Origin of the sequence: Herpetosiphon sp. (assembly GCF_003512625.1) — a bacterium.
In the GTDB taxonomy this organism is placed as follows: Bacteria; Chloroflexota; Chloroflexia; order Chloroflexales; family Herpetosiphonaceae; genus Herpetosiphon; species Herpetosiphon aurantiacus.
On sequence record NZ_DOPT01000080.1, the window covers coordinates 1 to 18,486 of the forward strand.

Below are 18,486 nucleotides of genomic sequence, written 5' to 3' on the forward strand. Positions count from 1 at the left end.
CTCGCCCGCCGCAGTGGGAGAGGGGTCGGGGGTGAGGGAGCTTAAAACCTACCCTTGTAAGCACCCTCTAACCCCCGCGCCTCGCTTGGCAGGAGAGAGGTTGGGGATAAGGGAATAAAAAATGGTTACAAACCCAATGAACCATTACACGTAGCCAATAGCTAGCCGATCAAGCTACAGCTGCTCGATATCCTTCGCACCACGCCGCCAATCGTTGGCAGCCATTGGCCGCTTACCAGCTGGTTGAACTTCAAGCAGTTCCAATGCCCCGCTACCAGTTGCTACCAAAATCTGGCCTTGCTGCTCGAACAACGTACCAGGCTGGATCGTACCACTCCAGCTTGTATGCGCCTTGGCTCGCAAAATCTTAAACGGCTGATCATTGAGTTTAACCGCAGTCCCAGGCCATGGATCGTAAGCACGAGTCATGCGTTCGATCACCAAGGCGGGCAAATTCCAATTGATCAAGCCATCGTTTTTGCTAATCATTTGGGTATAGCTGGCTTGGCTATCATCCTGAATCTGCGCTTGAATTTGGCCCGCAGCATAGGCCGGCAAGACCTGGGCAAGCAACTCGCCACCCTGACGCATCAATTGAGCTGTCCATTCACCAGCACGGGCATCATTAGCCAACGGCATTACCATTTGGCCAAGAATCGGCCCCGCATCCATTTTAGCTGTTAGTTTGATGATTGAAACCCCGACCAAATCGTCGCCAGCCAAAATTGCGCCAGTCACTGGGGCTGGCCCACGATACAGTGGCAAAATGGATGGATGAATATTCAAATAGCCTAAGGCCGGAATTGCTAAAACCTGTTTCCGTAAAATTTCGCCATAGGCTGCCACCACTCCAACTTCAGGCTCAAACGCCCGCAAACGCGCCACTGCCGCCGGATCTTTGAGAGTTTCCGGTTGAAAAACAGGAATCCCAAGCCGTTCAGCAGCAAGCTTAACGGGCGGAGCCGTGAGCACATTTTTACGCCCAGCCGGACGATCGGGCTGCGTTACCACGCCCACGATCTCATGACCGCTGGCATGCAGCAACTCAAGCGGCGCAACCGCAATCTCAGGCGTACCTAAATATAAAATTCGCATCGCTGATACCTCATACTGAAGAGTGCTAACCAGCATGATACCGTGCTTGAGCAAAAACAAAAGTATTAATCAACGTTGCAGGCAAACCGCAACAAAAATACCCCTCAACCCAACCACGGGCGAGGGGTTAGCGCAAAAGAAGCGTTATCCGCTGACTACTTGAGTTGCCTGATCGAGCGGCACACCTTCCATGGTTTCACGAATCAGCTGATCGACAACTGCTTTGATATCGCCAGTTTCTTCGTAGGTACGCAGTTGGCGTTCGGCGCTGGTGCCATGCTTGAGCACTTGGTCAATATAATCGACCGCCGCCCGTGAGCCAAGGTCATCAACCACATCATCAACAAATTCGCGTAATTCGGCCATCAGATCATGGGCAGATAATTCTTCGCGGCGGCCAAAATCAATCAGTTTGCCACCCATGCCATAACGTGCCGCCCGCCATTTGTTTTCGTTGATCAAGGCACGACTATAGACGCGGAAAGTTTGGTTTTGGCGAAACAAGCTGTAAATTTTGACAAAAATCGCTTGAACCAAGCCAGCAATCATAATTGCTTCGTCAACTTTGGTGGCAATATCGCAAATTCGCACTTCTAGCGTGCCAAACATCGGGTGTGGCCGCGCATCCCACCAGACTTTTTTGCCATTGTCGATGCTATGAGTTTTGAGCAAAATGTTGATATATTGCTCAAATTCCGCATACGATTGGAAGGTGTCGGGAATGCCAGTACGTGGGAAGTTGGTAAAGATGATCGAGCGATACGATTGAAAGCCAGTTTTGCGCCCCATCCAAAAGGGCGATGAAGTGGAAAGCGCCAACAAATGCGGCAGAAAGTACCGCGCCACATTCATAATTTCGATGCAGGTTTCGTTATCGGGCATGCCGATGTGCACATGCATGCCAAAAATCAACAAGCGCCGCGCTGCCTCTTGCATCTCCTCAATCACGCCATAATAGCGCTCATGGGGATAAATATCCTGCTTTTGCCACGATGAAAATGGGTGTGTGCCAGCGGCGGCAATTCGCAAGCCTTTGCTCGCGGCCAAACTGCCAATTGCGCCACGCAAACGAATAATTTCGGCGCGAGCTTCCTCGACCGTGCGACAGACATGCGTGCCCACTTCGACAATCGATTGATGCATTTCGGGCTTCATCTGTTCACGTAAAATCAACTGACCCTCGTCGAGAATTTGGGTGATGTACGATTTTAATTCGCGGGTTTCAGGATCGATAATCTGATATTCTTCTTCGATCCCAATCGTAAAAGGAAAATGCGGATGCCCCGGATCACGATATTCCATAAGATCCCCCGTTGGTGTGTCAGTTGATAGTGGGCGTTGGGTGGGTTGCTGCCAGTGGTATTGCCCTTTAGCATAGTTGATGTTTTTGCGCTTGTCTATGGTGAGATTTAGCTCAGTTTAGAGAGCTGAAACGTTGGTGTGGTCGAGCCGCCGCCGGCGGTCACATTCAGCAACGTCACCGTCGATAAGCGCGTCAGACAGCCTTGAACTTCGCTGCCAAATAAAAATGGATCGGTATCGACCAAGCGCTGGCCGATCTGCAATTGACCATCCACCATAGCTGGATAATCCTCGTAGGCAATCACTACGCGCTCTTGCACCACAAATGGCTCAGTTAAGGCCTGCTGTAGCGCCAAATCCCAAGCTTCGGCCTCGGTTTCCCAACCAATCGTAATCCCGTGGCCGCCATAATCGTCGTTGGGCTTGAGCAACAGTCGATCACGGTTTTGCCGAATAAAATCGAGTAGGTCAACTTCTGTGCCAGCATAATCGGTGCGGCCAGCCGTCACTCGCCGCGTCCAAGGAATGTGCTGGGCCAGCTGTTGCTGGGTGGCTGAGCTAATTCCAGCGGCGCTAGTGATCGCCGGATCAGATAACAAGCCAAAGATCATTTTTTTGTGCAGCAATTTGGCGCGAAAATTATTGGCCAAACAAATTGCTCCATCACGGTAGGCCTGAGTTAATGGATGATCAAAGGCTTCATTGCCCAAACGCTGCAAAAATTCGGTTGTCAACAAGCGTTTATAGACAAAATTAACTGGTGTGTTATTGGCATACAGCGTGCCAGCCTGATAGCGCAAATCTTCCGGCGCACAAATCACCGTTTTCAAGCCATGCTCAGCAAAATATTGCTGAAATAGTTGAAATTCCGAGAGCGTCGGCAGGCCATGCCAATCGACAATGGCAATTTTTGGCTCGCCTGTGCCACCCCATTCGCGATAAACCGCCAAAAAAGCTTCTAACAAGCGTTGCCGAGCAGGCAAACTTTCAACCCGATAATGGCGCTGAAACTCTTGCATAATCGGCAATTGCTCGAACACCTGCGAAAGAATATCTTCGTAGGCGATTGCGGCGGGGCTTTCGGCGTTATATTCAACAAATTGAAACGAGCTACTATCACTGGTTAAAAATGAATCAAGCCGTGAAGAAACGCTTAATTCACGGTAGCCAGGCTCGTAACTAATTAATTGATGTTCACCCTCGGTCAAGGCCAGCAGATCGAGCACCTCAGGCGTGCGCAAAGCATACTCAACCACCGTGCGCGATGCTTCGGCCACCAACTGCGAGACGCGCTCGATCAAGCTCGATTGCTCGACGCTGAGAAAATGTGGGCGTAGCACATTGCACAACGGACGGGTGCCAAAAAAGAGATTTTGTTGCTGTTGTAGGTTGGTGAGACGTTCTTGAGAAGCACGAGCGAGATCGGGCGTGAGGAGGGCGTGATAATCACGAATCGCTTGCTCTAACATAGGCCGCTCCATGAATAGCAACAGCGAACATAGCCAAAGGTCTTCTTTAAATGAGCTATGTTCGCTGGCTTGTAGCTGTAATGGTTCATAGCATTAACAAACATTCTAGCGTTCCCTCACCCCCAGCCCCTCTCCCACTGCGGTGGGCGAGGGGTGTACTGGCAGAACAATTCCCCCTCGCGTGCGGGAGAGGGGGCTAGGGGGTGAAGGATAGTCATCATTGCCGACCTGATGAACCATGACATGTAGCGATTATTCTTCGCTGGTTTTGCTTGAACGCGCCTTGGGTTTGCTGGTCGCCGTCAGCAACGAGTTCCATTGATAGGTCACTTTGGTTTGTTTGCGCTTGCCCAAGGCATAATCGATACACATATCAGCCATGGCATTGACCACCCACGGGAAATAATGGTCGGTCAAAGAGTTGATATCCATATCGGGAGCTGGGTTGGTAAAATCGATGGCGTAGGCGATGCCATCTTTAATTGCAAACTCGACTGTGTTCATATCATAGCCAAGGGCTTCGTTGAGCTTGCGTGCGCCATTGAGCACTTGTTGGCCTTCTTCGGGCGTGAGGAAGCCAGGCTCGTGGAAATAGCGATGCGGCCATGGGGCATTGGCATCAAACTTCATCACCATAAAATGCTCTTTGCCAATACACATCACGCGGGCATATTTTTCCCATTCGATGCACTCTTGCAGCATCATACACTCGGTGCCAGTGGTGTTATAGGCATCGTACAATTGATCATAGGTATAAAGCTTGAAGACTTGCTTGAAACCGCCGCCCCAAGCTGGCTTGAGAATGACCGGAAAGCCTCCGACCGCCTCGACATGATCCTCCCACGGAATCGGGTAGATCAAATTGCGCAGTGATTCATCGACCACGCCTTCGACATACGAATGTGAGGGCAGGGCTATCGTGCGTGGATGTTTAACCCCAATCGCATCGGAGAGCGAAGCGCCAAAAAACTTATCATCGGCACTCCACCAAAATGGGTTATTGACCACAACCGTGCCTTGCAGCACAGCATTTTTGAGATAGGTGCGATAGTAGGGAATTTCGTGGGAGATCCGATCAACGATGACAGCGTACTCATTTGGCTCGTTCATGGCCGTCCCGCCCAATTGCAGGTATTCGGCAGTTACGCCAACATTGCGTCGATTGACTTCCTCGATAAATGCTGGCGGCCACGACCATTCACGCCCAACCATGACCCCAATTTTCTTATCAGCTTTTTTTGCTTTTGCCAAGCAAAACCTCCTTGTAGCGGACTAGGCTTTGAGGGAAAATTCTGTGGGTAACTTTGTGGATGCTGCTTCGTTGCGAGGCGCATCATAGCATATCCAGCCGTGCTACGCCAAAATTACTCCCAGCATCCATGCCTGATTGATGCCTAGCACAAGCAGATTATTGACCATCAATCGCTAGTTATTACGCTTATCGTCGTTACGATCTTGCAAATCGCGCTGGAACAAGACAAATTCATAAACTTGCTGACGGCGATCAGGGCTAAGCGTGGTAAAAATTGAGAGCAATGCTTCTTGTTCCCGCCGCGAATCAGAATAGATTTTAGTTTCAGTCGAGGCTGCTTCACTAATCATTTCCAAGGCAGTCGTGCGAAAAACTTGGGCTAAGCCTTCAACTTCGGCAATTCGTGGTGAGGTATTGCCAGCCTCAACTGCGCTAATGTATGAGCCAGAAACTCCAACTTTGGCCCCTAAATCATTTTGGGTTAAGCGATCGCGCGAGCGTTTGCGTTTGATAATTGCGCCAATAGCCTCACTCAAACTAGCCATGCCAATCTCCTATCTTGCTGCTAATTCGGTTGCGATTCGTTTGCATTGTACAAGAAAAATCAATCAAAAGAACATCGAATCTAGCACAGCAAACTTATTGTTCACCGCAATTAAAATTGCCTGTTAACCTTGCACTGCATTGCGAATACGACACCAACCGCCACTTTGTTGGATGGGTTATTTTAAGCTACACTGATAGCAACTCACTTTTACAGGAGTTCTGCTCATGCGCCGTGAGGCTTTATTACTTGCACGGATCACGTGGTTTGCGGGTGTTTTAGGTTTGGTAATTGCAATTATTACTAAAGATAACCCTTTGCTCACTACTGCTGGTCTCTTGATTGCCGGTAGCACAATTGGCTATGCGGTTGCCGCCGATAAGGATTAAAGGAGGATGCCTGTGTCTGTTGTCCTTGATTACACCCTCGCGATTCCTCAACCTCAACGCCATCTCATCAACGTTACATTGCGGATTGAGGGTTTAACGGGTTCTGAAACGTCGTTGCAATTGCCAGCATGGACACCAGGCTCGTATCTGCTCCGCGAATATGCCCGCCACGTGCGCTTTGTCGAGGCTCATACCGACGGCCAAGCGCTAGCCATCCACAAAACTGATCGCTTGACATGGCAGGTGCAAACCAATGGGGCCAGTGCGATCACGGTAACCTATCAAGTATATGGCTATGAATTGACCGTGCGCACCAATCACATTGATGCAACGCACGCGCATATTGTGCCAGCCGCCACCTTGCTTTATTTGCCCGAATATCAGGATTGTCGCTATAACGTACATCTGGAACTGCCAAGTAGCTGGGAAGTTGCCACGGGCTTGCCCAAATTGGCCGATGGTTGTTATGGTACCAACGATTTAGATGAATTGATGGATTGTCCGTTTGAGGTCGGTGAATTGCGCCGCTACCGCTTTGACGTAGCCGAAAAGGCTCACGAGGTGGTGGTTTGGGGCCATGGCAACGAAGATATCGAGCAAGTGCTGGCCGACACGAAGCAAATTGTCGAAACTGAGTATGCCTTCTGGGGCGATTTACCCTACGATTATTATTTGTTTATTGTGTTGCTAGCTGGAGCCAATACTTATGGCGGCTTAGAGCATCGTAATTCAACCTCGCTCTTGCTACCGCGCCATGTCTTCAAACCAAGCAAAACCTATGAACGCGCTCAAGGCCTAATTGCCCATGAATTTTTTCATACCTGGAATGTCAAACGGCTACGGGCTGCCCCACTCGGCCCCTTCGATTACACCCGCGAGAATTACACTCGCTTGTTGTGGGTGATGGAAGGCTTCACCGAATACTACACCGATTTGATGTTGGTTCGCGCAGGCTTGATGACTCCCCAACGCTACCTTGAGCGCTTGGCCGATGATATTAGCACGCTGCAAAATACTCCTGGCCGCTTGGTTCATAGCCTCAGCAGTTCCTCATTCGATGCTTGGATCAAGTTCTATCGACCTGATGAATCAACGCCTAACACGACAGTTTCCTATTATCTCAAGGGTGGGTTGGCGGCATTGGTGCTCGATATGCAGTTGCGCGAGCAGAGTAACGGTCAGCAATCGCTTGATGATTTGATTCGCTATCTCTATCAGACGTATCCAATCACTGGCCCGGGGATTCCCGAAGCCGATGGCATGCAGCAAGCCCTGCAAGCACTCACAGGCAGCGATTGGAGTGACTATTTCGCCAAGTATATCGATGGATTAAGCGAATTACCCTACGCCGAAGCCTTTGCCACCGTTGGCTTGCAAATGCAATGGAACTACAAAGATCGTGATGCGCAAGGCAATCCACGGCCCCAATTAGGGATTCGCAGCAAAGCTGTTGATGGTCGGGTGCAAATTACCCATGTGCTCGATGGCGGCGACGCTGATCGGGCTGGCTTGGCCGCTGGCGATGAATTAATTGCGCTCGATGGTTGGCGCATCGATGAAGATGGCTTGAACAAGCGGCTAGCCGATTATCCAATTGGCGCAACCGTGCAATTAAGTTTCTTCCGCCGTGATGAATTATTGCACGTGCCCGTTACATTTAGCCAACCCAACCCTGATTTCTTGAGCCTAACCTTGGTGAGCCAACCAAGCGCCAGCCAACGCCAACAAGCAGCGACATGGCTCGGTACGCCATTGTTTAAATAATAGATTGAGATGCTGGTTACTGGTGTTTTAACTCAACCCAGCAACCAGCCTTAGCTCATTGAGGGAGTTGCCATGACTTTGGTTGATCGGCGAATTGTGCTGGGTGTGACGGGCGGAATTGCGGCCTATAAGGTCGTGCAGTTAGCACGCAATCTGAGCCTAGCTGGGGCGTTGGTCGATGTAGTGATGACTGAAGAGGCCACCAAATTCGTCACACCCTTGACCTTTGGCGCATTAACCCATCGCCCAGTCTATACCGATATGTGGCAACTCTCCGAGCAAACCGATATTGGTCATGTAACAATTGGCGATCGCGCTGATCTGATCATCATCGCGCCTGCTACCGCCAACACGATTGCGCGGCTAGCCATGGGTATGAGCGATGATATGCTGACCACCACCGTGCTGGCTTCGCGTGCGCCCATCTTGCTAGCTCCAGCGATGAATGTGAATATGTGGGCTAACCCCGCCACCCAAGCCAACATTGCAACCTTGCAAAGCCGTGGTTTCCAAATAATTCCCCCAACGGCGGGGCGCATGGCTGAGCCAATGGTCGGGGTTGGACGACTAGCCGAGATCGATCAGATCGAAGCTGAGATTCGTTTGGCCTTGGGTCGGCGGTTTGGGGCATTAGCTGGCAAGCGATTGATTATCACTGCTGGCGGCACTCACGAGGCGATCGATCCAGTACGCTTTATTGGCAATCGATCATCGGGCGTGATGGGCTTTGCGCTAGCTGCTGCCGCTCGTGATGCTGGCGCAGATGTGCGCTTGATTATCGGCGCAGCGAGTGCCACGCCGCCGCTTGGCACGCAACACATCTACGCCGAAAGCGCTGCGGCCATGCACGATGCACTCCATCACGAAATTAGCCAAGGCTGCGATCTGTTGATTATGGCCGCCGCAGTCGCCGATTATCGGCCTGTGAGCGTGGCCGATAATAAAATTAAAAAAACTGAGCAAGCCGAACAAGCGCTGAGCTTGCAACTGACCCAAACCACCGATATTCTGGCCAGCCTCAAAGAGCATACTGGCTTTGTAAAAATCGGCTTTGCTGCTGAAACTCACGATCTTGAGCAGTATGCCCAAGCCAAGCTCACGCGCAAAGGGCTTGATGCGATTGTCGCCAACGATGCTCGCACCGCGCTCGGGGCCAGCGATAACGCCGTGACCGTGTTTCATCGCAACGGCCAGCGCTGGGATTTTAACCGCCAAGCCAAAACCGAGCTGGCGCAGCAGTTGGTTGCGTTGTTCAGTGGTTTTTTAAGAACCTAGAGCATAGAATATAGGGAGCAAGCGGGGGCGTTCAGTTTAACCACGAAGGACACGAAGCGCACAAAGAACGATTTAATAGTTCTATGGCATCGATTAGTAATTCAGATATTTAACTAATCCAGCTTAGCGCCCTTCGCGTTCTTCGCGGTTAAGCATTTCATTCTGATGTATCCCCTCTGCGCCTCTGGGTTAAAACCTACTCCTTTATGCTCTATGCTCTATGTTCTATGTTCTATGTCTATTGCTGCATATGCTCGACTTTAATACATTTATCCATCACGACCTCTAAGCCAGCGGCTTCAGCAGCGGCGGCGGCCTCGTGATTGACAATCCCGAGTTGCATCCAAATTGCTTTTGCGCCAACCGCAATTGCTTCTTCAACCACTGGCGGCACATCTTCGGCGCGGCGAAAAATATCGACAATATCAATTGGTTCTTTGATATCGCTCAATGATGCAACTGGTTGTTCGCCGAGCACTGGCTCTTTTAACACTGGATTGACTGGAATAATTTTATAGCCCGCCCGTTGCATATATTCAGCTACGCCATAGCTTGCGCGATCGGGCTTGTTGCTCAAGCCGACCACGGCAATCGTTTTGGCGTTACTCAACAGTTGTTTAATATCGCTCATAATTCCTCCTTATAGCCAACACGTATCGCAAGGATTGTACCCCAAAAAGCCGAGCTTGCCCGAAATTGGCAACGATTAGGACAGCAATCCTATGGCTTGGGACGCGCCAAAGGACACGTCGATAGATCAATTCAAGGACAATATGTAATTATCATAGTTACAGATACAGCAAACGCAGCCCAAACGTCGGCGCTGCACTATTTTCTAGGAGCATAGACCAATGACTCAGCCAGCCGTTAACAATACCTTGAGCGTCGCCGAAGCCATTTCAAGCCGCCGCTCAGTTCGTAAATATACCAACGACCAAGTAAGCCAAGCCGACCTCAACACCATTTTGGAATTGACTGGCAAAGCTCCTTCAGCGTGGAATATTCAGCCATGGCGCTTTGTTGCTGTGCGCAACCAAGAAGTCAAAAACAAATTGCAAGCTGCTGCTTATGGCCAAGGCCAAGTTGGTAGCGCTCCAGTGGTGATCGCTGTTTATAGCAATACCGCTGAAGCCCTCGATACCCTCGCCGATGTGATTCACCCAGGCGTGCCAGCTGAGCAACGCCAAGGCGCAATCGATGGTATTTTGGGTGCATTCGCTCAGCGCAGCCCTGAAGAAAAAGAAGCTTGGGGTTTGGCTCAAACCAACATCGCCCTTGGCTATCTTTCATTGGCCGCTCGCTCGTTGGGCTACGACACCTCGTTGATGTTGGGCTTTGACCCAGCCCAAGTCAAAGAAATTTTGGGCTTGCCAACGCATGTTCAATTGGCTGGCTTGGTGGCCTTGGGCGTTGCCGCTGAAGAAGGCTACCCACACCACCGCCACGCTGTCGAAAAAATCACCCAATTCGTTGACTAAGTTTGGTTTGAATCAATAACGAAAAAGGCCAGAGCATTACGCTTTGGCCTTTTTTGATCTTCGTATTCTTCGTGTCCTTCGTGGATCAGATCTTAGACTCCAGCGATGACCCGACCTTCGGCTAACAATTTTTCGACCAACTCTGGTGAGCGAGTTTCAGTGTAGATGCGCAATAATGGCTCAGTGCCCGAGAAGCGAATCAACAGCCAACTGCCATCTTGCAGGTGATATTTGTAGCCGCCTTGGGTGGTAATCGAATTAACTGTCAGACCAGCTAAGGCATCGGGGCGGGCTGAATCAACCCGCTTGAGAATCGTATCGCGTTGCTCAGCAGGATAGGTAATATCCAAGCGATCGTAGAAGTGTGGCCCAACTTTGCTGAACAACTCTTCCATGGTTTCGCTGGGCGTTTTGCCACGCTTCAAGAACAAATCGAGCAATAACAGCGACGACAAAATCCCATCACGTTCCGGCAAATGCTTGGCAAAGGCAAACCCGCCCGATTCCTCGCCACCAATAATTGCATTCGATTCGATCATTTTGGGGCCAATATGCTTGAAGCCAACCGGAGTTTCGTAGATTGGCACATTGTAAAGCTCGGCCAAACGATTAACCATCGAAGTGGTTGAAAGTGACTTAACGATTGGGCCGCGCCAGCCTTTAACTTCTAATAAATAATAGGTTAGCAAGCCAAAAACTCGTAGCTGATCAACGAATTTACCTTTTTCATCGACCAAACCAACTCGATCAGCATCGCCGTCGTAGGCCAAACCCGCAAAAGCCCCACTTTGCTTAACCACATTTTTGAGCTTGGTTAAATTATCGTCGATTGGCTCGGGCGAACGCATGCCAGGAAACAAAGGGTTGCGGGTATCGTTGATTGGCACGACTTTGGTTTGACCGCCATCGAGCAACAATGGCAAGAAACCAGCGCCAGCCCCATACATTGCATCGTTGATGATCGTCCAGCCCTCGCGTTTGATCGCCTCAAGATCAACCATTTGCTTGATTTGCGCCACATAATCGGGCGTGCCGTTGATTCGCTCAACCAAGCCTTGTTTTTCGGCCTCACGCAACGCCATGCGCTTGACTGGCGCTTTTTCTAAACGATCTTCCAAGCGGGCGATCACTTCGGGCGAGGCTGAGCCAGCATATTCGGGCTTATATTTATAGCCGTTATCGCTTGGAGGGTTGTGCGAAGCCGTGATAATCGAGGCTCCACCAGCCTTTTTGCACAAAATGCTCCAACAAACCACAGGCGTAGGAGTCGCTTTTTCAGTTAAATAAACATGAATTCCGTTGGCAGCCAGCACCTCGGCGGTGGCGGCGGCGAAGCGCTCGGAACCGAAACGAGTATCATAGCCAACCACCAACCCGCGCGGGGCCAAGCCCGCCTCATGCAGATAATCCGCGACGGCTTGGGTGACAATCCGCACATTGTCAAAGGTATACTCTTCGGCGATCGCTGCTCGCCAACCGTCGGTGCCAAATTTGATTGCTGATGCCATACACGCTCCTGAGCTTGCGATTGAAATTGGTTTCCCATGAATGAAGATTGGTGACGATCGCTCGTCAATACAACGAAATAGCGTTCAAAAATTTGAATGGGATTGAATGATATTAACCAAGCGCGAGACCTTCGACAGTTGCATGGTGGGCAACCTGCACATCATTGGCAATGGCGACATTGTTTAGGTTTGCAGCGGCTTCAATTGTAACACGATCCCATGCGATCACCCGTTCAAGTCGGGCATGCTCGCCCACCACACAGCCACTGCCAAGCATAATCGGGGCAATTAATTGGGCGCTAGGGCTGATTTGAGCATCAGCCGCAGCCCACACTCCTGCTGCATATTGTATGCCATGCACGGTTTCATGCGGCAAATGGCCCAACAATACCGCTTCATTCGCGGCTAAATAGCCTGCCAATGTGCCAATATCTTGGCTGTAGGCGTTGTGTTGATAGGCGTAAATCAGGGCTTGAGTCGCTAGCAAGCTGGGGAAGAGATCGCGTTCGAGCATAGCAAAACCTTGGGCTGGAATCTGGGCAAGTGCCGCTGGCTCAAATACATAGGCTCCGCTATTGATGGTGTTGGCCAAGGCCGTGCCAGCCGCAGGTTTTTCTTGAAAGGCATACACTCGTTGATTCGCATCGCTAGCAACTACCCCAAAGGCTGAGGTATCGGCCACTTGGCGCACGGCAATCGTCGCCACACCGCCAAATTGGCCATGAGCTTGCCAGAGTTGGGCCACATCGAAATCAGTCAGTTCATCGCCATTCAGCACTAAAATCGGCCCAGCCTTAAGCAAATTGGTTTGATCAAGGGCGTAGCGTACTGCGCCAGCTGTGCCTAGGGCTTCTGGCTCTTGAACAATCTGCAAATCTAGCCCAAAAGCCGCGCCATCGCCATAGGCCGCCAAAAATTGTTCGGCCAAATATTGCACCGCCAAAATCACATGACGCACCCCTTGCTTATACAAACGCCGCAAGGTTCGGCTCATCAAGGCTTCGCCGGCAATTGGCACAAGTGGCTTGGGGAGTTGATTGGTCAATGGGCGGAGGCGTGTGCCTAATCCGCCAACTAAAATAACTGCACGCATACAACTGCTTTCATAAAAGCACGGCAGTGGTTTGGTTATCGCTAACCACCTGCTGCCGTGCCCTTCAATTATAACTTATAACACATCATTGCGGCCTTCTGTCCGCAATTGATCAACAATTTTCTTGACATCTTGGGCGCGATCACGGGGGGCAATCAACAGGGCATCGCCAGTATCGACCACCAAAAAGCCATCAAGGCCAATCGTAGCGATCATGCGGCCTGAATCGCTGTAAATCAAGGTCGATTTGGTATCAACCTCGACGTGTGGCCCAATTACCACATTGGCCGAATCGTCGTCGCTCATCAAGGTTGTCAGGGTGTGCCAATCGCCAACGTCGCTCCAGCCAATATCAACTGGCACAACCGCGACATTTGGTGCACGCTCCATAATGCCATAATCGACCGTGATATTTTCGACGTTCTCCCAGACGTGGGCCAATGTATCGTGGTAGCGCGATTTGCCAAACGAGGCTTGGACTTGATTGAGTTGGTTGCGCAATTCGGGCATGTGGCGACCAATCGCATCAAGGAAGGTTTTGGTTTGCCAAACGAAAATCCCAGCGTTCCAGAAATAATTGCCTTGGGCGAGATAGCGCTCAGCGGTATCGTGGTCGGGCTTTTCAGCAAAGCGCTGCACCCGATGAATTTTATGATTATGCGCTTCGGTGATCAATTCGCCACATTGAATATAGCCATAGCCCGTATTGGCAAACGATGGCTTAACTCCAAGTGTGACCAAATAGCCTTCGCGGGCGGCAACTTCGGCAGCTTGTAGCGCTTGCCGAAAGGCTTCGTTACGCAAAATCAAATGATCAGCACTCAGCACCGCCATCACTGCATCGGGAGCCGAGCGACGCATGTGAATTGCCGCCAAGCCAATTGCCGAAGCTGTGCCACGGCCACTTGGCTCTAAAATAACGTTATTGCGCGGCACGTCGTTCAACTGCTCACGAATTAATTCCTCGTAATCCGAGCCAGTCACCACGAACACCCGACCTTCTTCGATCAAAGGCCGTACCCGATCGACGGTTTCTTGCAGCATGGTGCGATTTGAAAGCAAGGGTAAAAATTGCTTGGGCTTGGTGCGACGTGAACGCGGCCACAATCGCGAGCCAGTACCCCCAGCAAGCACTAAAATATCCATATGGTTAATCCTCTGTTATTGGTTAATGTGGGAACCAACTCTCTCTTGCTCGGTTGCAACGTGGCTGCGCCATTCATTCAGAATATCGCTCAGCGTATCGTCAAGGCAATACTGCGGCTCCCACCCGATTTGGCTGCGCAAGCGACTAGCATCGCACGCCACGATTGGCACATCAACTGGACGCAAGCGTTGAGGATCAACTTCGACCGTGATCGTTTGGCCACTGAGTGCAATGAGGCGATCAAGAATTGACTGAATTGAGACACTCTGACCTACGCCAATATTATAAATTTCGCCAGGCTGCGCTCGTTCAAGCAGCAGATGATAGGCCCGCACAACATCACGTACATCGCTAAAATCACGCTGTGGCGTAAGGTTGCCAACCTGAATCACTGGCGGCTGCAAGCCCGCTTCGATGCGAGCAATTTGGTGGGCAAAGGCTGGCACAACAAAATCAGCCCGTTGGCCAGGCCCAGTATGGTTAAATGGCCGAGCACGAATCACCTTCAGGCCATGGCTATACCACCATTGCCCCGCCAACAGATCTTGGGCTGCCTTGGAAACAGCATAGGGATCAGCTGGGCAAAGCATGGTGTTTTCATCGGCGGGCAAGCCTGAACGATGGGCCATGCCATACATCGCATTCGAGCCAACCACCAACACAATTGGATCAAGTTGAGCCGACTTGATCGCTTCAAATAGGTGCAATTGGCCGAGCACATTGATACTAAACGTGCCGGCGGGATCACGAAACGATTGAGGAATCGCCGATTGGGCCGCTAAATGCACCACCAGATCGGGGGCTGCATTTGCCACCGCCGTTGCTACCGCCGAACGATCAAGCAGATCAGCCAGCACTGTTGGAAGTTGTGGGTGAGCTTCACGCCCCAAAGCCCATAATTCCCAAGTGGTTGCTTGCTGCAAATAGCGAACAAGATGTTGGCCAACAAAGCCATTAGCGCCAGTAATTAATGCTCGTGTCATAGCCCGCACTATACTGCGAGTTGAGATTGTTGGCAAGAAGCTGTTTATGCCTATTCGCATGGGGGGCTTAATCTTCTATACTGAGGCTAGCGTTTTGAATATTTGTGCTGGAGATCGTTGAATGTTCGAGCAATTTCACCTTCCAGTTGCGGTTAGCAGCGAATTAGCCGATTTAGTCGCTCGTTTTGGCATGCCTCGTTTGCACCAAGTGGCCTTGGTTGTGCCTGATGGCCAGTATCCGGCTACCGCCGATGAGCAGGCGCTTGTTGTCCAAGGCCTATTCGCTCCCTTTGGCAAAGCCGACCGTTATGGCGAGGTATGTATGGTGGTGCAACGGCCTGATGGCAGCTTGATTAGTGCGCGAAAAGCCTATTATCCGCCCGAAGCCTTTCGCTTATTGACTGGCGGGATCAATTACGATGAGCCAGTCTACGAGGCGTTGTTACGCGAAACTGCCGAAGAAACCGGGCTTGATGTGCAGGTTGAGCGCTTTTTGGCGGCGGTCAGCTATCGCCCGACCAATAGCCCAACGCCCACGTTTTATACCTTTGCCTTTTTGCTGCGCGAATTGGGCGGCACGTTGGGGGCAGTCGATGAATCGGAGCAAGTCGCGGCCTTTGGCTTTCCTCAGGTGAACGATCTGCCAACCATTGCCAGCCAGCTCGAAAGCCTGAGCGGCAGCGAAGATCACGAAATTGCGGGCAATTGGCAAGATTGGGGTCGTTTTCGAGCAGTGCCACATCGGGTGATTTGGAATTATTTTCAAGCCTCAATCAGCAACTGAAAAAAAACCTACCAAATCCATCTAATTTAAGCAACCACAAGTACGAAAGGCTTAAGTTAGGAGGTATGTTGGATGAACATTATTATCGCGATTGTCGAGTTTTCAGTTCGGGCGGCGCTGAGTATTATTGCGATGATCTTTGATATTATCTTCTCAGCATTTGACTAAGCGTCTGTTCGTATCAAAAAGACTACCCGAATGCTGCCCTTTTGGGCAGCATTCGAATTTTAGCCCTCATTATTGCTAGCATTACCAGTTGTTAAACTTATATAATACAGACCTCAACTACCATAGGAGGAAGCGATGCAATGTCCCCACTGCGCCATGACGGTTCCACTGGTGAGTGATAATTGCCCCTATTGCGGCAAATCGCTCAGGCAGAACCAAGCGCAAAAAAACATCAGCCTCCAGGCGTTTGGCGCTTCAATGTTCACTGATGCAATTGTGATGCTAGCCGCACTCGGATTAGGCCTAGCTCAACGAGCCAGTGATGGTCAAGCTTTTCGCATGCTTAGCAGTATCCGCCAACCGAGCACTGAATGGCCAGCTTTGTGGGCAAGCCTCAGTTATGGCTATGGGATTGTGGGTTTGCTAGCATTGGTGTGCGGTGTTGGTTGCCTAATTACCAAAAACCGGCATTGGGCCATAGGTACGCTGCTGTGTGGGATCACGGGTCTGGCAATCTTGGCCACCTTTAGTGCTGGCATCTTATTCAACGATTCTGGTTATAGTCCTGGGTTTGGCCTTTGGCTTGGCTTATTCGGTAGTTTTACTTTGACGGCCTCAAGCCTGATGTCTCAATTCTTGACCAGAAAATGAAAGGAAACGCGATGCAATGTCCTCAATGTTCCGCCGCTGTGGCTGATAGCAGTCGGTTTTGTACCTCGTGTGGGGCGACAATCACCCAACCTGCTGCCGTCGATAAAACCATGGCCTTGCCCAACTTGCCACCAATGGCTAATCCAGTTGATAAAACTCAAGCTATCAATCCGACCCAAGTGCCAACTGTCCAACCAAATTATGGCCCGCCAGCGCCAGTTCAATCGAATTATGGCCCACCAGCCCCACCCAATGTCTATCCGCAACAAGGCTTTAGCCAACCTCAAAACTATGGCCAGCTGCCACCAGCAAATTATGGTCAAGCGCCGATGGGCTATGCAGTGCCCAACCAATCAGGCTATGCGGCGATTCCCGCAGGCAATGGCAGTATTCCCGCAATTTTGATGATTGTGAGTGCCTTGGCAATTTTGATTGGGGCATTTCTGCCGATGATCGACACCGACACTGTTACTGAAAGTTTATTTCAAGTGCTGAGTTATGCCGATGAGCCTAGTTCGCAAGATATGAATAACTATCAAGCGGTGATTGCGATTCTCTACGGAATTCCAATTTGTGCAGGTTTGGGTATGCTCATGGGCATGTTGGCCTATTTCAAACGGCGCAATCTGTGGGGCGTTTTGAATCTGATTATTGCAATTATTGCCTTTGGCTGTAGTGGAATTATCGTTCTGGGAGCCGTAGCAAGTAACGTTACCAACGAAATGGGCAGTGGTTTGTGGTTAATGTTTCTTAGCTCAATTTTCTTATTCGTTACAAGCATTGCCTTTTTGATTCGAAAGAAGCAGCCACGCTAATATGTTGTTATCTGTTGCTATGATTGCTCGTGATGAAGAGCGCCATATCGGGGCTGCGTTGGCCTCAATCGGCGATTTGGCCGATGAAATTGTGGTCTTGCTCGACCCGCGTACCCGCGACCGCACCGCCGAAATTTGCCTGCAAGCTGGGGCACGGGTAGTCGAAGCCATTTTTGAGTCGTTTCCGGCGCAGCGCAATCGTGCTTTGGCCGAATGCCAAGGCCAGTGGGTTTTGTTTTTAGATGCTGATGAGCGGATAACCCGCAACTTACAGCATGAAATTCGCCAGCTTTTGCAAGGCCAACCTGAATATGCTGGCTACTGGATTCCGCGCTTCAATCGCTATTGGGGGCGAGCCTTGCGCGGCGGTGGTTGGTATCCCGACCATCAGTTGCGTTTATTACAGCGCAGCAAAGCCCAATACGAGACCAGCCGCTTAGTTCATGAATTAGTCATTTTGGATGGTCTCAAAGGTCGCTTAACTCAACATCTTGAGCATATTAATATTGAATCATGGGCCGAATTGCGCGAAAAACAACAGCGCTATGCGCAAGCTGAGGCTGCTACCCTCTATCGCAATGGCGTGCGTGTCAAGCCGCAAAACTATATTTTGCAGCCGTGGCGGGCAATTTGGCGGCGCTATATCACGTGGGGTGGCTATCGCGATGGCTTGTTAGGCATGCTTTTGGCCTTGGTGATGGGCTGGTACGAGTTTAAAATGTATCTGGCTTTGGCCAAACATAGGGCTTAAATCAAAATGGGTTGGGGA

Annotated in this window: 18 protein-coding genes; 8 read left to right on the forward strand and 10 right to left on the reverse strand. The window is 50.7% G+C overall.

The window, feature by feature from the left end; all coding sequences use genetic code 11:
• Positions 1–174 precede the first annotated feature (174 nt).
• From fmt to DEF47_RS17110, 5 genes are all read right to left on the reverse strand, one after another.
• Positions 175–1,095: a methionyl-tRNA formyltransferase gene (gene fmt, locus DEF47_RS17090; RefSeq protein ID WP_012192351.1), complete on the reverse strand. Its 921-nt coding sequence runs from the start codon at positions 1,093–1,095 to the stop codon at positions 175–177.
• A 144-nt stretch (positions 1,096–1,239) separates the two neighbouring features.
• Positions 1,240–2,397, reverse strand: a complete 1,158-nt coding sequence (locus DEF47_RS17095; RefSeq protein WP_012192350.1) for a carboxylate-amine ligase — start codon at positions 2,395–2,397, stop codon at positions 1,240–1,242.
• A gap of 107 nt (positions 2,398–2,504) precedes the next feature.
• The gene (locus DEF47_RS17100) at positions 2,505–3,866 is read right to left on the reverse strand and encodes a hypothetical protein (RefSeq protein ID WP_012192349.1); all 1,362 of its coding nucleotides are present in this window, start codon (positions 3,864–3,866) and stop codon (positions 2,505–2,507) included.
• Between the two features lie 252 nt (positions 3,867–4,118).
• Positions 4,119–5,117 carry an ATP-grasp domain-containing protein gene (locus tag DEF47_RS17105; protein WP_012192348.1) on the reverse strand — a complete coding sequence of 333 codons (999 nt, stop codon included), beginning with the start codon at positions 5,115–5,117 and terminating at the stop codon, positions 4,119–4,121.
• 174 nt (positions 5,118–5,291) lie between these two features.
• Positions 5,292–5,663: a helix-turn-helix domain-containing protein gene (locus DEF47_RS17110; protein WP_012192347.1), complete on the reverse strand. Its 372-nt coding sequence runs from the start codon at positions 5,661–5,663 to the stop codon at positions 5,292–5,294.
• 226 nt (positions 5,664–5,889) lie between these two features.
• On the opposite strand from DEF47_RS17110, the gene DEF47_RS17115 reads away from it, so the two are divergent.
• From DEF47_RS17115 to coaBC, 3 genes are all read left to right on the forward strand, one after another.
• On the forward strand, positions 5,890–6,051 hold the full coding sequence (locus DEF47_RS17115; protein WP_287045255.1) for a hypothetical protein: 162 nt from the start codon (positions 5,890–5,892) through the stop codon (positions 6,049–6,051).
• A 12-nt stretch (positions 6,052–6,063) separates the two neighbouring features.
• The gene (locus DEF47_RS17120; protein ID WP_287045256.1) at positions 6,064–7,815 is read left to right on the forward strand and encodes a M61 family metallopeptidase; all 1,752 of its coding nucleotides are present in this window, start codon (positions 6,064–6,066) and stop codon (positions 7,813–7,815) included.
• Positions 7,816–7,887: 72 nt separating this feature from the next.
• On the forward strand, positions 7,888–9,090 hold the full coding sequence (coaBC, locus tag DEF47_RS17125; protein WP_012192345.1) for a bifunctional phosphopantothenoylcysteine decarboxylase/phosphopantothenate--cysteine ligase CoaBC: 1,203 nt from the start codon (positions 7,888–7,890) through the stop codon (positions 9,088–9,090).
• A gap of 238 nt (positions 9,091–9,328) precedes the next feature.
• Here the strand turns inward: coaBC and DEF47_RS17130 are convergent, their stop codons facing one another.
• The gene (locus DEF47_RS17130) at positions 9,329–9,721 is read right to left on the reverse strand and encodes a CoA-binding protein (RefSeq protein WP_012192344.1); all 393 of its coding nucleotides are present in this window, start codon (positions 9,719–9,721) and stop codon (positions 9,329–9,331) included.
• 220 nt (positions 9,722–9,941) lie between these two features.
• Here DEF47_RS17130 and DEF47_RS17135 point away from each other — a divergent pair, with 220 nt between their 5' ends.
• Positions 9,942–10,568: a nitroreductase family protein gene (locus tag DEF47_RS17135; protein ID WP_012192343.1), complete on the forward strand. Its 627-nt coding sequence runs from the start codon at positions 9,942–9,944 to the stop codon at positions 10,566–10,568.
• Positions 10,569–10,660: 92 nt separating this feature from the next.
• Here the strand turns inward: DEF47_RS17135 and DEF47_RS17140 are convergent, their stop codons facing one another.
• The 4 genes from DEF47_RS17140 to DEF47_RS17155 all read right to left on the reverse strand — a co-directional run bounded on the left by DEF47_RS17140 (position 10,661) and on the right by DEF47_RS17155 (position 15,299).
• Positions 10,661–12,076, reverse strand: coding sequence for a phosphoglucomutase/phosphomannomutase family protein (locus DEF47_RS17140; protein ID WP_012192342.1), 1,416 nt, complete (start codon positions 12,074–12,076; stop codon positions 10,661–10,663).
• 112 nt (positions 12,077–12,188) lie between these two features.
• Positions 12,189–13,169 (reverse strand): nucleotidyltransferase family protein, encoded by a 981-nt coding sequence (locus DEF47_RS17145; RefSeq protein ID WP_012192341.1) that lies wholly within the window; start codon positions 13,167–13,169, stop codon positions 12,189–12,191.
• Positions 13,170–13,244: 75 nt separating this feature from the next.
• Complete coding sequence (locus DEF47_RS17150) at positions 13,245–14,315, reverse strand: mannose-1-phosphate guanylyltransferase (protein WP_012192340.1); 1,071 nt, start codon at positions 14,313–14,315, stop codon at positions 13,245–13,247.
• A gap of 15 nt (positions 14,316–14,330) precedes the next feature.
• Positions 14,331–15,299: a GDP-mannose 4,6-dehydratase gene (locus DEF47_RS17155; RefSeq protein ID WP_041304971.1), complete on the reverse strand. Its 969-nt coding sequence runs from the start codon at positions 15,297–15,299 to the stop codon at positions 14,331–14,333.
• Positions 15,300–15,420: 121 nt separating this feature from the next.
• Between DEF47_RS17155 and DEF47_RS17160 the strand changes: the two genes are divergently transcribed.
• The 4 genes from DEF47_RS17160 (at position 15,421) to DEF47_RS17175 (ending at position 18,468) form a co-directional block, all read left to right on the forward strand.
• Positions 15,421–16,083, forward strand: coding sequence for an NUDIX hydrolase (locus DEF47_RS17160; protein ID WP_012192338.1), 663 nt, complete (start codon positions 15,421–15,423; stop codon positions 16,081–16,083).
• Positions 16,084–16,509: 426 nt separating this feature from the next.
• Positions 16,510–16,902: a hypothetical protein gene (locus DEF47_RS17165; protein ID WP_287045257.1), complete on the forward strand. Its 393-nt coding sequence runs from the start codon at positions 16,510–16,512 to the stop codon at positions 16,900–16,902.
• Positions 16,903–16,913: 11 nt separating this feature from the next.
• Complete coding sequence (locus DEF47_RS17170; RefSeq protein WP_012192336.1) at positions 16,914–17,717, forward strand: zinc-ribbon domain-containing protein; 804 nt, start codon at positions 16,914–16,916, stop codon at positions 17,715–17,717.
• A 1-nt stretch (position 17,718) separates the two neighbouring features.
• Complete coding sequence (locus tag DEF47_RS17175) at positions 17,719–18,468, forward strand: glycosyltransferase family 2 protein (protein ID WP_012192335.1); 750 nt, start codon at positions 17,719–17,721, stop codon at positions 18,466–18,468.
• Positions 18,469–18,486: the final 18 nt, after the last annotated feature.

Excerpts from the sequence above, each read along its gene's own strand:
- DEF47_RS17095 (WP_012192350.1), bottom strand. The coding sequence starts at position 2,397 with ATGGAATATCGTGATCCGGGGCATCCGCATTTTCCTTTTACGATTGGG.
- DEF47_RS17150 (WP_012192340.1), bottom strand. The coding sequence starts at position 14,315 with ATGGATATTTTAGTGCTTGCTGGGGGTACTGGCTCGCGATTGTGGCCG.
- DEF47_RS17155 (WP_041304971.1), bottom strand. The coding sequence starts at position 15,299 with ATGACACGAGCATTAATTACTGGCGCTAATGGCTTTGTTGGCCAACAT.
- DEF47_RS17145 (WP_012192341.1), bottom strand. The coding sequence starts at position 13,169 with ATGCGTGCAGTTATTTTAGTTGGCGGATTAGGCACACGCCTCCGCCCA.
- DEF47_RS17165 (WP_287045257.1), top strand. The coding sequence starts at position 16,510 with ATGTTCACTGATGCAATTGTGATGCTAGCCGCACTCGGATTAGGCCTA.
- coaBC (WP_012192345.1), top strand. The coding sequence starts at position 7,888 with ATGACTTTGGTTGATCGGCGAATTGTGCTGGGTGTGACGGGCGGAATT.
- DEF47_RS17130 (WP_012192344.1), bottom strand. The coding sequence starts at position 9,721 with ATGAGCGATATTAAACAACTGTTGAGTAACGCCAAAACGATTGCCGTG.
- DEF47_RS17140 (WP_012192342.1), bottom strand. The coding sequence starts at position 12,076 with ATGGCATCAGCAATCAAATTTGGCACCGACGGTTGGCGAGCAGCGATC.
- DEF47_RS17110 (WP_012192347.1), bottom strand. The coding sequence starts at position 5,663 with ATGGCTAGTTTGAGTGAGGCTATTGGCGCAATTATCAAACGCAAACGC.
- DEF47_RS17135 (WP_012192343.1), top strand. The coding sequence starts at position 9,942 with ATGACTCAGCCAGCCGTTAACAATACCTTGAGCGTCGCCGAAGCCATT.
- DEF47_RS17160 (WP_012192338.1), top strand. The coding sequence starts at position 15,421 with ATGTTCGAGCAATTTCACCTTCCAGTTGCGGTTAGCAGCGAATTAGCC.
- DEF47_RS17100 (WP_012192349.1), bottom strand. The coding sequence starts at position 3,866 with ATGTTAGAGCAAGCGATTCGTGATTATCACGCCCTCCTCACGCCCGAT.
- DEF47_RS17175 (WP_012192335.1), top strand. The coding sequence starts at position 17,719 with ATGTTGTTATCTGTTGCTATGATTGCTCGTGATGAAGAGCGCCATATC.
- DEF47_RS17170 (WP_012192336.1), top strand. The coding sequence starts at position 16,914 with ATGCAATGTCCTCAATGTTCCGCCGCTGTGGCTGATAGCAGTCGGTTT.
- fmt (WP_012192351.1), bottom strand. The coding sequence starts at position 1,095 with ATGCGAATTTTATATTTAGGTACGCCTGAGATTGCGGTTGCGCCGCTT.
- DEF47_RS17115 (WP_287045255.1), top strand. The coding sequence starts at position 5,890 with ATGCGCCGTGAGGCTTTATTACTTGCACGGATCACGTGGTTTGCGGGT.